A 14,369-nucleotide genomic window follows, 5' to 3' on the forward strand; every position below is an offset into this window, starting at 1 on the left:
GGGTGGGTGGGCGGGTGGGTTGTTTCCCTCCCCGTACTTGAAAAGAACCGCAGGAAAACCGACCGGCGGAAAACCGCCCGCCGGTGAACCGACCACCGGCCACCACGACACCGGGGCCGGGAAAGGGACGCCCGTACAGCCCTCCGGAGACACCCCGGCGGCCTCCGAAGGGCCGCTGCCGGGGTCGTGCAAAGCCGACGCCACCGACCGCGTCGAGGCGAACGGGGCGGCAGGCCACCGGCCTTCGATCGCGAGGCGTACAGGCAACGCGACACCGTCGAGCGCCGCGCCACCGCATGGAGCGGTGACACGGCACCCCCACCCGCTACGAGAGGACCGCGCCCATCCGTCCGGCGGAACCGCACGTCGCGGGCGTCCTTCCCCTGGTCCACCCGATGATCCGAACGAACCGGCCCGGCACCTCAGTCGGCCCCTTGGCTCCCGGGGCGGCCCACGGCTTGACTCCCGGGGCGGCCCACGGCCGCGCCGAACCACCGGGGCAGCCGGTCGAGCAACTCCTGCTGGTCCTCACCGACCCACGCCACGTGACCGTCCGGCCGCAACAGCACCGCGGGCACGTCCGGTTCCCCGCCGACGTCGACGACGTGGTCGACCCGATCCGCCCAACCCTCCACCGAGAGCCGACCGGTCCGGTCGAGCAGCAGTCCGCGACCGCCGTGCATCAGCCCGTAGAGACGACCGCGCCTCAGCTCCACGTCCCGCATCCTTCGGCCGAGCAGTTCGTGGCCCTCGCCGAAGTCGTAGCGGACCCCGACCCCGGTGATCATTCCGGTCACGTACCGGTTCACCTCCTCGATGTCCATCAGCTTCGAGAACAACTCCCGCAGCGCGGTCGCACCCGGATCGGTCCCCAGCAGCGTGATCTGCGCGCGGGTGTTCTCCAGCACGGCGGCGCCCACCGGGTGCCGTTCGGCGTGGTAGCTGTCCAGCAACCCCTCCGGTGCCCAGCCGTTGACCGCGGCGGCCAACTTCCAGCCGAGGTTGAACGCGTCCTGCACGCCGAGGTTGAGCCCCTGACCGCCGGTCGGCGGGTGGATGTGCGCCGCGTCGCCGGCCAGCAGCACCCGGCCGACCCGGTAACGCTCGGCCTGCCGGGTGGCGTCGCCGAACCGGGACAGCCAACGCGGCGAGTGCGCTCCGAAGTCGGTGCCCGCGAACACCCGCAGCCGCTGCCCGAACTCCTCGATGGTCGGCTCGGCGGTACGGTCCTCGGCCACACCGTCGGCGGGCACGACGACGCGGTACACCCCCTCGTTCCCGTCCACGTCGGGAATGGCGCCGAACCGTGGTTGGGTCCTGCGGACTTCCTCGACGACGGCGGCGACCGTCGCCGGATCCCCGGTCAGCTCCATATCGCCCAACAGTGTCTCGACCTTGGCCGGCTCGCCGGGGAAACCGACGCCGAGCAGCTTGCGCACCGTGCTGCGGCCGCCGTCGCACCCGACGAGGTAGCGCGAGCGCAGGCGCGTACCTCCCCCTCCCCCGGAGGTGGCGTCTTCACCGGCCGGTTCGACGGTCACCCCGTCCTCGTCCCAACTCAGCCCGATCACCTCGTGGCCCCGCCGGATCTCGGCACCGAGTTCGAGGGCACGCTCGGCGAGCAGCCGCTCGGTGACCGGCTGCGGGGTGGCGAGACCATACGGGTGAGCCGTGTCCAGCCGGTCCGGCCACGGCTTGAGGACGCCGCCGAAGAAACCGCCGACCCGGAACTTCTCACTGACGGCGAGGAACCGGTCCAGCAGGCCGCGCTGGTCCAGCATCTCGACGCTGCGCACGTGCAGACCGCGCCCGCGGGAGTGCCCGCTCGGCTCCGTCAACTTCTCCAGCACGACCACCCGCACACCGTGCAGCCGCAACTCGCAGGCCAGCATCAAACCGGTCGGTCCGCCGCCGACCACGATCACATCAATCATGAAACCCCCCACTGAACCCACTGAACGAAATCGGACTTCGGCCAACCCGCGACGCGCGATCTCGCGGCACGCACACCGGCACCTCCGCCGCCGAGTGCCCGCGACCGCACCGCGGGCCCACCGGCGGTTCGACGTGCCCGCGCACCCCATGGGCCGATACATGGGTCATACATGGGTCGACAAAGGCACACGAACTTCTCGAATCCGCCATTTCCACGGATCCCGGCCTTGGCCGGTCATTCTGCGACACCACCCGGGCCTTGCCGCAAGCCCCCGGGTGCGCTATATGTTGAGAGTGGCAAGGAGTCGACGACCTCCTTGCCTTTGCCTTTTGTCGTCCGCTGTGGACGGACGGGCTCCTCCCGAGGCGGGTGTGCCGTACGGAGTGACGCGGGCTCGCCGGTGGGCCCCTCTTCGCGGCGTTCCGACCACCGGCTCTCGCACGTCGCCGGCCATCCATCGGTTCCCGTCGCGGCACGCCGGGCGGGAAGCGGGGGTCACGGGCGGGGCAGCGTGCGGCGATGGCCTCGGGGCCCGGCGGGCGATGAAGAAGCCGGTCCCGACGCCCTCGGCGAGGTGGCGGCGCCCACCCCTCGCGATCGGGCCGCGCGGGCCGTCCCGGTGGACCGCAGCCGAGCGGGCAGCCGCCCGGGGCGGCTCCCGGCGCCTCCGGCACCGTCGGACTTCCCCGGCCACGCCCCGGCGTACGTCGGCCGGGTCGGGCCACGTGAAAAGGGCCGGGCCCCGCACGGGTGATCCGTGCGGGGCCCGGCCCGGAGGTGCCGGCCCGGGACGCCCCGTCGGGGGTCTCGGCACGGCCCGCGCCGGCGGGGTGGCCCCCGGTGGGGCGCAGGGCCCGCCGGCGCCGCCGGTTCAGCCCACCGGCTCCGGCTGCCGTTCCGGCGCCGGCGGTCCGCCGGCGGCCGGCGGGAGGGCGCCGGCGGGGGAGTCGTTGTCCCGCAGGTGCTTCTCCAGGCGGGAACCCTCCACGTCGACGTTGGGCAGAATCCGCTCCAGCCACGCCGGCAGCCACCAGGCCCGCTCCCCCAGCAGCCCCATCACGGCGGGCACCAGGGTCATCCGGACGACGAAGGCGTCCAGCAGGATCGCCACCGCGAGGCCGAAGCCGATCATCTTCACCATCGACTCGCCGGCGGTGATGAAGCCGGAGAAGACGCTGATCATGATGATCGCGGCGGCGGTCACCACCCGGGCGTTGAGGTCGAAGCCGGAGACGACCGACCGCGTCGGGTCCTCCCCGTGGACGTGCGCCTCCCGCATCCGGGTGACGAGGAAGACCTCGTAGTCCATGGCCAGGCCGAAGATCACGCCGATCAGGAAGATCGGCATCATGCTGACGATCGGTCCGGTCTCGGCGACCCCGAACAGGCTCGCGCCCCAGCCCCACTGGAAGACCGCGACCACCGCGCCCAGGGCGGCCAGCACCGACAGCAGGAAGCCCAGCGCCGCCTTCAGCGGAACCAGCAGCGAACGGAAGACCAGCATCAGCAGCACGAACGCCAGGCCGACCACGAGGGCCAGGTACGGGACGAGGGCGTCGTCCAGGACCTTGGTGAAGTCGCTCTCGGCGGCGGTCTGGCCGGTGACCAGCACCTGTGCCCCGGTCTCCTCGACCACCAACGGCGCGACCTCTCCGCGCAGTTCGGCGACCAGGGAGGTGGTCTCCTCCTCGGAGGGACCCGAGGTCGGGAAGGCGACCATCTGCGCGACGTCGCCGGCCTCGTTGAAGGCGGCGGGGGTCACCGCCACCACGCCTTCCAGCTCGGAGACGTGCTCGGCGGCACGCTCGGCGGCGGCCTCCGGGTCGTCGGCGTCCCGGGCGTCGAGGACCAGCAGCAGCGGGCCGTTGAAGCCGGGGCCGAAGCCCTCGGAGAGCATGTCGTACGCCTGACGCTGGGTGGTCTCCTCCGGCTGGGTGCCGTCGTCGCCCATGCCCAGTCGCATGTCCGTGACGGGCAGGGCCAGGATGCCCAGCAGCGCCACGCAGGCCGCCAGCACCGGCACCGGGCGACGCAGCACGCCGCGCGCCCAGCGGCTACCGAAGTTCTCCCGGTCGGAACGGGAGAAGGTGGCCGGGGCGACGGCCGGGACTCCGCCCCGGTCGGCGTTCGCCTTCCGCACCCGACGGCCGAAGATCCGCTTGCCGACGAAGCCGAGGGTGGCGGGCACCAGGGTCAGCGCCACCATCACCGCCACGGCGACGGTGGCGGCGGCGGCCAGGCCCATACGGGTGAGCATCGGGATGTTGACCACGGCCAGGCCGGCGAGGGCGATGATCACGGTCAGACCGGCGAAGACGACCGCCGAGCCGGCGGTGCCGACGGCCCGGCCGACGGCCTCCTCGGGCTCCAGGCCGTTGGTCAGCTCGGAGCGGTAGCGGGAGGCGATGAACAGCGCGTAGTCGATGCCGACCGCCAGGCCGATCATCATGGCGAGGATGCCGGTGGTCTCGGTGAGCCCCAGCGTGACGCTGAGGGCGGCGATCCCGGACATGCCGATGCCGACGCCGATCAGGGCGGTCAGCAGCGGCAGGCCCGCCGCGATCATGGAGCCGAAGGTGATCAGCAGGACGATCGCCGCGACGGCGATGCCGATGATCTCGCCGTGTCCGAAGTCGGCCTCGCCGTAGGTGACCTCGCCGCTCGCCTCGACCACGAGGCCGGCGTCACGGCCGGCGTCCAGGGCGGCGAACAGTTGGTCGCGCATCTCCGGGGTGACGTCCGCCCAGGTGACGTTGTAGTCGACGGTGGCGTAGGCGACCGTCTCCTCCTCGTTGACGGCGTTGCTCTCGAAGGGGTCGGCTATGCCGACGACGCGGTCCGCGCCGTCGAGCATCCCCAGCACCTCGTCGATCGCGGCCCGGTTGGCGGGGTCGGTGAGGGTCTCGCCCTCCGGGGCGCCGAAGACCACCCGGGTGGCGACGGCCTCGGCGTCCTCGCCGGGGAACGCCTCGTCCAGGAGTTCGAAGGCCTGCTGGGTCTCGGTGCCGGGAAGGGCGAACTCCTCCTCCACTTCCCCGGTGACGCCGGCGGCGGCTCCGCCGATGGCCAGCAGCAGCGCCAGCCAGATGACGACGACCCGGCCGCGACGCCGGAAGGCGGCGCGGCCCAGTCGGTACAGGAATGTGGCCACGGGGTGTTCTCCTCCGCTCGCCCCGGAGGGCGGTGGATGGTCGGGGGTGGGTCGGATGGACAGGGGCGTGTGCGCCGGGTGCGGGGAGGCGGGGCGCGCGTGCCGGGAGAAGCGGGGGCGGAAATGCGGACAAAGATCACGAAAGAACGGGTCGGGGACTCACGCGTTCGACCCATCCGTCGGGCGTCGACGGCGCGAAGCGGCGCGCCGTCGCCCGGGGCGGGACGCGGGGTGGTGCGGGGACATGTCGGGGCACGGCGGGACCCCTCGGGAACGGGGAAGCCGGAAAAGCGCCGGGGAGTGGCACTTCACGGGCTCGGACACCACCGACACCCGGGGGTGCCGTCCGGCGGGGAGGAGCCGGGGATCCGAACGCCCGCGCCGATTCCGAGGAGGGAACAGCCGGGACGGGGAGCGAGAACGACGCGCGGGATCCGTGGGGAGACGGGTCCGTTGCCCTGCACCCGCACAGACGCCGACTTCCCCGGAAGGGATGACACCCCATCCGGAATGTGCTCCGGATCACATGAAATACCTGTGACGTTCACCCCGCCCGCGCCCCACCGGCGCCGTTTCCCCGAACGGGTTGCCCACCGGCCCATAGCGTCGAAGCATGGAGGGGTGATCGACGAACGGACCGGACCACCCGCCGACGGGGGCGGCGGCTACCCCCGCTTCCCCCACCTCCACGGGGAGCTGACCTGCTTCACCGCCGAGGACGACCTGTGGGTCGCGTCCCTCCCCGACCCGGGCCCCGCCGCCGCCGGGGACGGCGACGGAACGCTCACCACCGGCCGGGCCTGGCGGCTGACCGTGGACCGCGTCCGCCCCGGCACCCCTCGCTTCTCCCCCGACGGCCGGCACATCGCCTTCACCAACGGCCTCACCTACGACCCCGAGGTGTACGTCGCCGACGTGGACGGCGGGCCGGCGCGTCGGCTCACCCACTGGGCCGCTCCGGACACCGCCGTCCAGGGCTGGGACGGCGATCGGGTGCTGGCCACCGGGTCCCACGGACAGCCCTTCTCCTGGTTCACCCGGGCCCACCGGGTGCCGATGACCGGCGGCCCCGGCGAGGAACTGCCGTGGGGGCCGGTGAACGGCATCGCCGTGGGCCCCACCCCGGCGGGCGCCCCGGCCCCCGCCCCGCACCCGGTGCCCGGCGCGGGCCTCGAGGCGGGGCGCAGCACCCTGCTGCTCACCGGGAAGGCCCCGCACGAGCCCGCCGCCTGGAAGCGGTACCGGGGCGGCGGCACCGGACGGCTCTGGCTGGACGGCCGCCGACTGCTGCCGATACCCGACGGGAGCGGCCACCTGGACTGTCCGATGCTGGTCGGCGACCGTATCGCCTTCCTCTCCGACCACGAGGGGGTGGGCAACCTGTACTCCTGCCGCCCCGACGGCTCGGAGCTGTGGCGGCACACCGACCACGACGCCTTCTACGCCCGGCACGCCGCCACCGACGGCCGGCGGGTGATCTACCACTGCGGCGGGGAGCTGTGGCTGGTCCCGGAGCTGACCCCGGGAAGTCGCCCGCTGCGGCTGCGGTTGCGCCTCGGGGGACCGCGCGCCGGCCGCCGTGCGCACCAGGTGCGCACGGCGGGCGCGATCGACGCCCTCGCCGTGGACACCACCGGGCGGGCCTCGGCGGTGTGCGTGCGCGGTTCGCTGCACTGGCTGACCCACCGGGACGGTCCGGCCCGGGTCATCTCGGCGACGCCGGGCGCACGGGTGCGGCTGCCGGTCATGCTCGGCGACACCGGCCGGATAGCCCGGGTGACGGACGCGGCCGGCGAGGACGCGCTGGAGGTCTCCACGCTGCCCCGGGCCGGTGGCGAACGGCCCCCGATCCGTCTGGCGACGGGCCGGCTGGGCCGGGTCCACGAACTGGTCGCCGCCCCGGACGGCCGCACGGTCGCCGTGGCCTCCCACGACGGGCGACTGTTGCTGGTGACGATCCCCGACGAGCCGGAGCCGGAGCCGCTTCCGGCGCCCGCGCCGGGGCCCGCGCCGGGGCCCGCGCCCGCGCCCGCGCCGGGGCCCGGGCCCGCGCCGGGGCCCGTGCCCGACGCCGACGTGCCCGACGCCCCGGGGTCGGCCGACGGCGGCCCGGAACCCGAACCGGTCGACACCGCCGAACGGACCCCGGGCACCGGCACCCCCGGGGCGCCCGGCGCCACCGGGCCGGACACGGTCGGAACGGGTACCGGCGGAACCGGACCGGAACCCGACACCGCCGAACGGACCCCGGACACCGGCACCCCCGGGGCCACCAACCCCGGGGGAGGCATCGGCTCCACCGGGACGGCGGCTCCCGGCATCGGCTCCACGGGCGAGCGAGCGGGCGTCGTGACAGCCGGCGGGGACGCCGGGGGCGACACCGCCGAAACCGACGGGGGGACCACGTCCGTCGGGGGCACCGAGGCGGGCCGGGGGTCGGCCACGGCACACCCCGGTGGGGTGGACGGCACCCGGGAGACGACGGAAAACCCCGGTGGGGACGCCGGCGACGCCGGGGAAAGCGGGAGCGCCGACCCCACCGGCGACGCCGGGAACACCGGGAGCCCCGGCGACGCCGATCCCGCCGACGCTCAGGAACCCGAGGTCCTGGAGTTGATCCGCTCGATCAACGGCCCCGTCCGCGACCTCGCCTTCTCCCCCGACTCGCGCCGGCTGGCCTGGGCCCACCCCGGCGTGGGCCGCTCCCTGAGTCAGATCAAGATCGCCCGCCTCTCCGCCGACGACCGGACGATCCTGGACGTCACCGACGGCCGGTTCGAGGACGAGGAGCCGGTCTTCACCCGGGACGGCCGCTACCTGGCCTTCCTCTCCTGGCGCGGCTTCGACCCGGTCTACGACGTGCACACCGGCGACCTCTCCTTCCCGCTGGGGTGTCGCCCCTATCTGGTGCCGTTGTCCTCGGCCACGCCCTCACCGTTCGCCCTGACCGCCGAGGGGCGGCCGGCGGCCGGTGGCCTGGACCCCGCCGACGCCGAGGTCGGCGGGGAGGAGGGCGCGGTGTCGGTGGAGGCGGAGGGGCTGGCCTCGCGGGTGACGCCGTTCCCGGTGGCGGCCTCCAAGTACTCCTCGCTGCGACCCGTCAGCGGCGGCGGGTTGGTCTGGTTGCGGTGGCCGATCTCCGGCGCGCTGGGCGAGACCTTCGCCGACCCCAACCACACCTCGGGGAAGCCGACCCTCGTGCACTTCGACCCTGCCCGGGGCCGCAGCACCGACCTGACCACGGAGGTGGACTGGTTCGAGGTCAGCGGCGACGGCACCCGCCTGGTGGTGTGCGAGGACGAGGAACTGCGGGCGGTGCCCGCGACCGAGACCGCCGACTCGGACTCCACCGTCTGGCTGGACCTGCGGCGGATCGTGCAGTGGACCGATCCGCCGGCCGAGTGGCGGCAGGCGTTCGACGAGGCCGGGCGGCTGGTCCGGGACCTGTTCTGGGAACCGGGTATGTGCGGGATCGACTGGCCCGCCGAGCTGGACCGGTACCGGCCGCTGCTGGACCGGGTCACCACCCCGGACGAGTTCGCCGACGTGCTGCGGGAGACGCTGGGCGAGCTGGGCACCTCGCACGCGTACGTGACCGCCTCGCGTCCCAACGAGGGGCCGGTCCACTACCGGCGGCCCCAGGGCCTGCTCGGCGCCGACCTGGAGGCGGACGACGCCGGCGGGTGGCGGGTGACCCGCATTATGCCGGGTGACTCCTCGGACTCGCGGGCGCGTTCCCCGCTGGCGGGGACCGGCGTGCGGGAGGGGTCGGTGTTGGCCCGGGTGAACGGGCGGCCGGTGGATCCGGTGACCGGCCCGTGGCCCCTACTGGCGGGCACCGGCGGGACGACGGTCGAGCTGTCCTTCCTCGACCCGGGCGACGGCGACGGCACGGGCAGCGGCTCCGGCACCCGGCCGGGCCGGTACCGGCGGGTGGCGGTGATGCCCCTGCTGGACGACCGTCCGCTGCGGTACCAGGACTGGGTGGCGCGTCGCCGGCGGGCGGTCCACGAACTGAGCGGGGGACGCTGCGGCTACGTGCACATCCCCGACATGGGCGGTTCGGGGTGGGCGCAGTTCACCCGGGACCTGCGGATGGAGTTCTCCCGACGGGCACTGGTGGTGGACGTGCGGGGCAACGCCGGCGGGCACATCAGCGAACTGGTGGTGGAGAAGCTCACCCGAACGGTCCTGGGCTGGGACCTGCCCCGCGACGCCCAGCCCGTGAGCTATCCCTCGGACGCCCCACGCGGCCCGATGGTGGCCCTCGCCAACGAGGCGACCTCCTCGGACGGTGACATGATCACCGCCGCCTTCCGGCTGCTGAAGCTGGGGCCGGTGGTGGGCACACGGACCTGGGGCGGGGTGGTGGGCATGGCCGGCCGGCACCGCCTGGGGGACGGCACGGTGATCACCGTGCCGAGGAACGCAGCCTGGTTCGACGCCCTGGGGTGGGACGTGGAGAACCGGGGGGTGGAGCCGGATCTGGAGGCGGAGCGCACGCCGCTGGAGTGGGCCGACGAGCGGCCGGCGGTGCTGGAGACGGCGGTGAGGCTGGCACTGAACCTGCTGGAGCGGCGGCCCGCGCACTCCCCGCCGGGGTACGAGCGGATCCCGGATCGGCGGCGCCCTTCGTTGCCCCCACGCGGTGGTGGGGCCCCACCGGGGTGAGGTGCCGGGCGGGGTGAGGTGCCCGGGGCGGGAAGCGCACCGAGAGGGCGATCCGATATGCGAGAAATATCAAGCGGTGACACGCTGGTGCGATCCACCCCTTTCATCCCGTTTCGAAGGAGCGACCATGGGGATGTCCGACCGATTCGGCCAGTTCAAGGACAAAGCGCAGGAGGCGGCCCAGCGGGCCAAGGGGCACCTCGACGAGAGCCGCGAGAAGAAGTCCGACCGCTCCCGCGAGACGGACACCGGCAAAGACTCCGGCGCGGGTGGCCGGACGGGTAAGCGGGGCATGCGCGGGCGCGCCGCCGACAAGGGCGGGCAGGGCAAGGCCCGGGAGCAGGCGCAGCGGGACGAGATGCGCGAACGCGGCGAACGCGGCGACTGACCCGCCCACCCGTCCCGACCACGACCGCCCCGCGCCCGCCCCGGGCGCGGGGCGGACCGTCCGGTACCGGGCCTGACCGTGCCGTGCCGTGCCGTGCCGAGTGGCACCGTAGCCCGCGCCGGCCGGGCCCGCACCGCCCCGGTACCGCGAAGCCGGGGCCGGGGTGGCACCGGGTCCCGCGCCGGCACGAAGACCGCACCGACCGGGGCCGGAGTGGGACCGAATCCGCACCGTCCGCGCCGGGCAGCCCCGAGCCCGCATCGGCCGGGTCCCGGGCCGGCACGAAGACCGCACCGGCCGGGGCCGGAGTGGGACCGAATCCGCACCGTCCGCGCCGGGCAGCCCCGAGCCCGCATCGGCCGGGGCCCGGGTGGGACCGAATCCGCACCGGCCACACCGGGAGCGGGTCCGCGCCGGGCGGCGCCCGGTGGGGCCGAGCCCGCGCCGGCCGGGGCCGGGTCGGAGCGGCCCCCGGTCAGGCGTCCGGGCGGGGCTCCGGGGCGGCCTTCGCGCCGGCGCGCTCCCGGTCGTCGGCGGCACCGCCGGCGCCGACCAGCCCGGGGGCGGGGCCGGCGGCCGGGGTCGGCCCCGAGCGGGCCACCTCGCGGGCCCCCAGCGTGCCCATCACCGCCGGCAGCAGGGGCCGCACCAGCTGCATCCCGCGCAGCCACCGCTGCCCGTACACGTGGGCGGCGCGACGTTCGATGCCCGCCACCAGCCGGTCCACGGCGGGCCCGGCCGGATAGGTGCGGTTGGCCGGCCACGGCAGGTTGCTCCGCCGGCCCCCCAGTACCGGGTCCGCGTCGGCGCCGCGCACCATGTCGGTGTCGGTCCAACTGAGGTAGCCCACGCCGACGTCCACCCCCAGAGGGCCGACCTCCGCCCGCAGGGCGTGCGCGAACGCCTCCGCCCCGGACTTGGAGGCGCAGTAGGCGGTCATCATCGGCGCGGGGACGATCGCCGCCAGCGAGGCCACCTGCAGGAAGTACCCACGGCTCTCCACCAGGTCCGGCAGGAACGCGCGGCAGGTGGCGGCCGAGCCGATGAGGTTGACCTCGATCACCCGGCGCCAGGTCGCGTCGTCCGACTCGGTGAAGCGTCCGCCGGTGGCCACGCCGGCGTTGGCCACCACCACGTCCACCCGGCCGAAGCCCTCCCGGACCCGCAGCGCCGCCTCCCGCATCGCGGCGGGGTCGGTGACATCGGCCGGCAGGACCAGGGCGGGGCCGGGCAGGGAGTCGGCCACCTCCCGCATCCGCTCCGGCTCCAGGCCGACCAGCGCCACCCGCAGGCCGCGCCCCGACAGCTTGCGGACCAGCAGTTCGCCGATGCCCCGGGCGGCGCCCGTCACCACCGCGACCCGGGCCCCCGGCGCCGCACCGGTGGCAGCCGCCGCACCCGCGCCCGTGTCCCGGTCCGGGAGGCCGTTCGGTCCACCCTCCGACCCACCCTCCGACCCACCGTCCGGAACCCCGTTCCCTCCGGCCATCACGCCTCCTCCCCGGTCCCGGACCCGGTCCGGCCGCCGGTCGTCGTGGTATCCGTCTCCCGACCGGCGGCGGCGACACCACCGCTCTCGCCGGCACCGTCGGCCGGACCGGCGCCATCACCGGCGCCCGCCGGCGCGCCCCCGACATCCCCTTCCGTACGGGACGCCTTCGCGGACGCGCCTCCCGGCGGATGTTCGCGCGCCAGGTCCCGCAGGATCCCCGCGATCCGCTCCGGGTCCTCCATCGGGGTCATGTGCCCGAGCCCGGAGAGCATCACCGGTTCCCCCGCGTTCGGCACCGCCCGGGCGATCCGGTGGGCGTGCACGGGCGGGGTGAGGAGGTCTTCCGTGCCGTGCACGACCACCGTCGGCACCGTGAGCAGCGGCAGCTTCTCCCGCAGGTCGAGGGAGTGGAGCACGGCGGCCCAGTCCGCGCGGGAGCGGCGCGGACAGGCGTGCGTCAGCCGGGCCACCTCCCGTCGCAGCCGGCGATCGGCGCCGGGACCCAGCGTGACGCGGGCCAGCGCCCACTCGGTGAGCGGGGTGATCGGGCCCAACGGCAGTGCCGAGCCGAGCATCAGCCGTTGCGCCCGGGTGCGCGGGCCGACCGATCGGAAGGGGGTCAGCCGGGCCTCGGCGGTCAGTCGGTCGACGCCGGTGCTGCAGAGCATCGCCGCCGCCGCCCGCTCCCGGAACACCGGCCGGTCGGCGGCGGCCACGATCGACATGGCGCCCATCGAGTGCCCGCCGACCACGGCCCGTTCACCGTCGGGCACGGTCGCGGCGAGCACCGCGCACAGGTCGTCGGCGAGCCGGTCGGGAGCGCACCCACGCCGGACGACCGGGCTGCGGCCGTGGCCGCGCTGGTCGTAGCGGACCACCCGGTGGTCGGCGGGGAGGTGCTCGAGGACCGCCTCCCAGAAGGAGACGGCGCAGGTCCAGCCGTGGGCGAGGACGATGGTCGGCGCCGGGTCGGAGGGGGCGGCGCCGGCGGGTCGGGCCGGTTCCCGGACCACGGTGTGCAGTCGGGCGCCGCCGGTGGATTCCACCATCAGCTCCCGGGTGCGGGGGGCCGCCGAGGGGTCGGCGGTGTCGGGGCGGGGGTCGGTGTCGGGGCGGGGATTCACAGGGTGGCTCCTTCGGGGACCCGGGTGTCGAGGCGGCTGCCCAGCACCTCGTACTCCGCGGGTTCCAGCCGGCGGGTGACGCGGCGGAAGGCCGCGGTGGTGTCGGGCCACACGGTGGTGTTGCGGCCGTTGGCGTCCAGATACCAGCTGACGCAGCCGCCGGTGTTCCACACCGAGCCGGCGATGCGCCGCTGGAGCGCCTCGTTGTAGGTGTCCACCGCCTCCCGGCGGGGCACCAGGGCGACCGGCCGACCGGCCCGGCGGGACAGTTCGGCGAGCCGGTGGGTGAAGTCCGCCAGGTAGGAGAGTTGGGCCTCGATCATCAGGACCATCGAGCTGTTCCCCAGCCCGGTGTTGGGGCCGATGATCGTCATGAAGTTGGGGAACCCGGCGACGGTGGAGCCGCGCAGCGCCGCCATGCCGTCCCGCCACTCCTCGGCCAGCGTGAGGCCCCGGGCCCCGGTGATCCGGTGCGCGATCGGCATGTCGGTGACGTGGAAGCCGGTGCCGAGGACGATGGTGTCGGCCTCCGTCTCCGTGCCGTCGGCGGCGACCAGGGTCGAGCCGCGCACCTCGCGCAGCGATGAGGGCACCAGGTCCACGTGCGGCTCGGCGAGGGTGGGGTACCAGTCGTTGGAGAGCAGGATCCGCTTGCAGCCGAGCCGGTAGTCCGGGGTCAGCGCGCGGCGCAGGTCGGGGTCGGGGATCGCGCGGCGCAGGTGGGCCAGCGCGAACCGTTCGACCAGCCGCATCCGCTCCGGGTGCCGGGCGAAGTTCCCGACCTGCAACTCCCTGAGCAGCCAGAGCAGTTGGCGTCGCAGGGCGGCGATCGGGGGGACCCGGGAGAGCAGGGTGCGCTCCGCCTCGCCGATGGCGCGGTCGGCGCGCGGCAGCACCCACGGCGGGGTGCGCTGGAAGACGGTCAGCCGCAGCACCTCCGGGGCGATGGCGGGCACGATCTGGATGGCCGAGGCGCCGGTGCCGACCATCGCGACCCGGGCGCCGCGCAGGTCGTGGTCGTGGTTCCAGCGGGCGGAGTGGAAGACCGTGCCGGGGAAGTCGGCCAGGCCGGGGATGTCGGGGAGGGCGGGGTCGGAGAGCGGCCCGGCGGCGGAGACCAGCAGATCGGCGGTGAGGGTGCCGGAGGCGGTCTCGACGACCCAGCGCAGGGCGTCACCGTCCCAGCGGGCGGCCAGCACCTCGGAATCGAAACGGATGTGCGGACGCAGGTCGAAGGTGTCGGTGACCCATTCCAGGTACTCCAGGATGTCCGGCTGCCCGGAGAAGCCGCGGGGCCAGTCCGGGCGCCGGGCGAAGGAGAAGGAGTACAGGTGGGAGGGGACGTCGCAGGCGCATCCCGGATAGGTGTTGTCCCGCCAGGTGCCGCCGATCCCCTTCGCCCGTTCCAGCAGTACGAAGTCCGTGACGCCCTGCCGGCGCAGGCACACGGCGGCCCCGAGCCCACCGAAACCGGTGCCGATCACCGCCACCCGGACGTGTTCCCGTTCACTCATCCGACCTCCTCGACGCATCATGCCAGTCATCACTGGCACGATGGGAGCGTAGGGCAGGACCCTACCGATTGGTAGGTGCGTGCGCGCTTTAAC

The 14,369-nt window shown here is 74.6% G+C and carries 7 protein-coding genes; 2 read left to right on the plus strand and 5 right to left on the minus strand.

Annotated elements, in window-relative coordinates; all coding sequences use genetic code 11:
• Nucleotides 1-422: 422 nt before the first annotated feature.
• Nucleotides 423-1,934 carry a rifampin monooxygenase gene (gene rox / locus LZF96_RS01715; RefSeq protein WP_233864984.1) on the minus strand — a complete coding sequence of 504 codons (1,512 nt, stop codon included), beginning with the start codon at nt 1,932-1,934 and terminating at the stop codon, nt 423-425.
• An 873-nt stretch (nt 1,935-2,807) separates the two neighbouring features.
• Nucleotides 2,808-5,087, minus strand: a complete 2,280-nt coding sequence (locus LZF96_RS01720) for an MMPL family transporter (RefSeq protein WP_233864986.1) — start codon at nt 5,085-5,087, stop codon at nt 2,808-2,810.
• A gap of 621 nt (nt 5,088-5,708) precedes the next feature.
• Between LZF96_RS01720 and LZF96_RS01725 the strand changes: the two genes are divergently transcribed.
• Both LZF96_RS01725 and LZF96_RS01730 read left to right on the plus strand, forming a co-directional pair.
• On the plus strand, nt 5,709-9,758 hold the full coding sequence (locus tag LZF96_RS01725) for a S41 family peptidase (RefSeq protein ID WP_233864988.1): 4,050 nt from the start codon (nt 5,709-5,711) through the stop codon (nt 9,756-9,758).
• A 133-nt stretch (nt 9,759-9,891) separates the two neighbouring features.
• Nucleotides 9,892-10,146, plus strand: a complete 255-nt coding sequence (locus LZF96_RS01730) for a hypothetical protein (RefSeq protein ID WP_233864989.1) — start codon at nt 9,892-9,894, stop codon at nt 10,144-10,146.
• Nucleotides 10,147-10,621: 475 nt separating this feature from the next.
• Here the strand turns inward: LZF96_RS01730 and LZF96_RS01735 are convergent, their stop codons facing one another.
• From LZF96_RS01735 to LZF96_RS01745, 3 genes are read right to left on the minus strand one after another with little or no spacing between them, the layout of a single operon-like run.
• The gene (locus LZF96_RS01735) at nt 10,622-11,635 is read right to left on the minus strand and encodes an SDR family oxidoreductase (protein ID WP_233864991.1); all 1,014 of its coding nucleotides are present in this window, start codon (nt 11,633-11,635) and stop codon (nt 10,622-10,624) included.
• A complete protein-coding gene (locus LZF96_RS01740) occupies nt 11,635-12,762 on the minus strand; it encodes an alpha/beta fold hydrolase (RefSeq protein WP_233864993.1) in 1,128 nt (375 codons plus the stop codon). The genes LZF96_RS01735 and LZF96_RS01740 overlap by 1 nt, the downstream gene beginning before the upstream one ends.
• Nucleotides 12,759-14,276 (minus strand): NAD(P)/FAD-dependent oxidoreductase, encoded by a 1,518-nt coding sequence (locus tag LZF96_RS01745; RefSeq protein WP_233864995.1) that lies wholly within the window; start codon nt 14,274-14,276, stop codon nt 12,759-12,761. The genes LZF96_RS01740 and LZF96_RS01745 overlap by 4 nt, the downstream gene beginning before the upstream one ends.
• Between the last annotated feature and the right edge of the window lie 93 nt (nt 14,277-14,369).

The organism is Streptomyces sp. ST2-7A, from assembly GCF_021390475.1.
Lineage (GTDB): Bacteria > Actinomycetota > Actinomycetes > Streptomycetales > Streptomycetaceae > Streptomyces.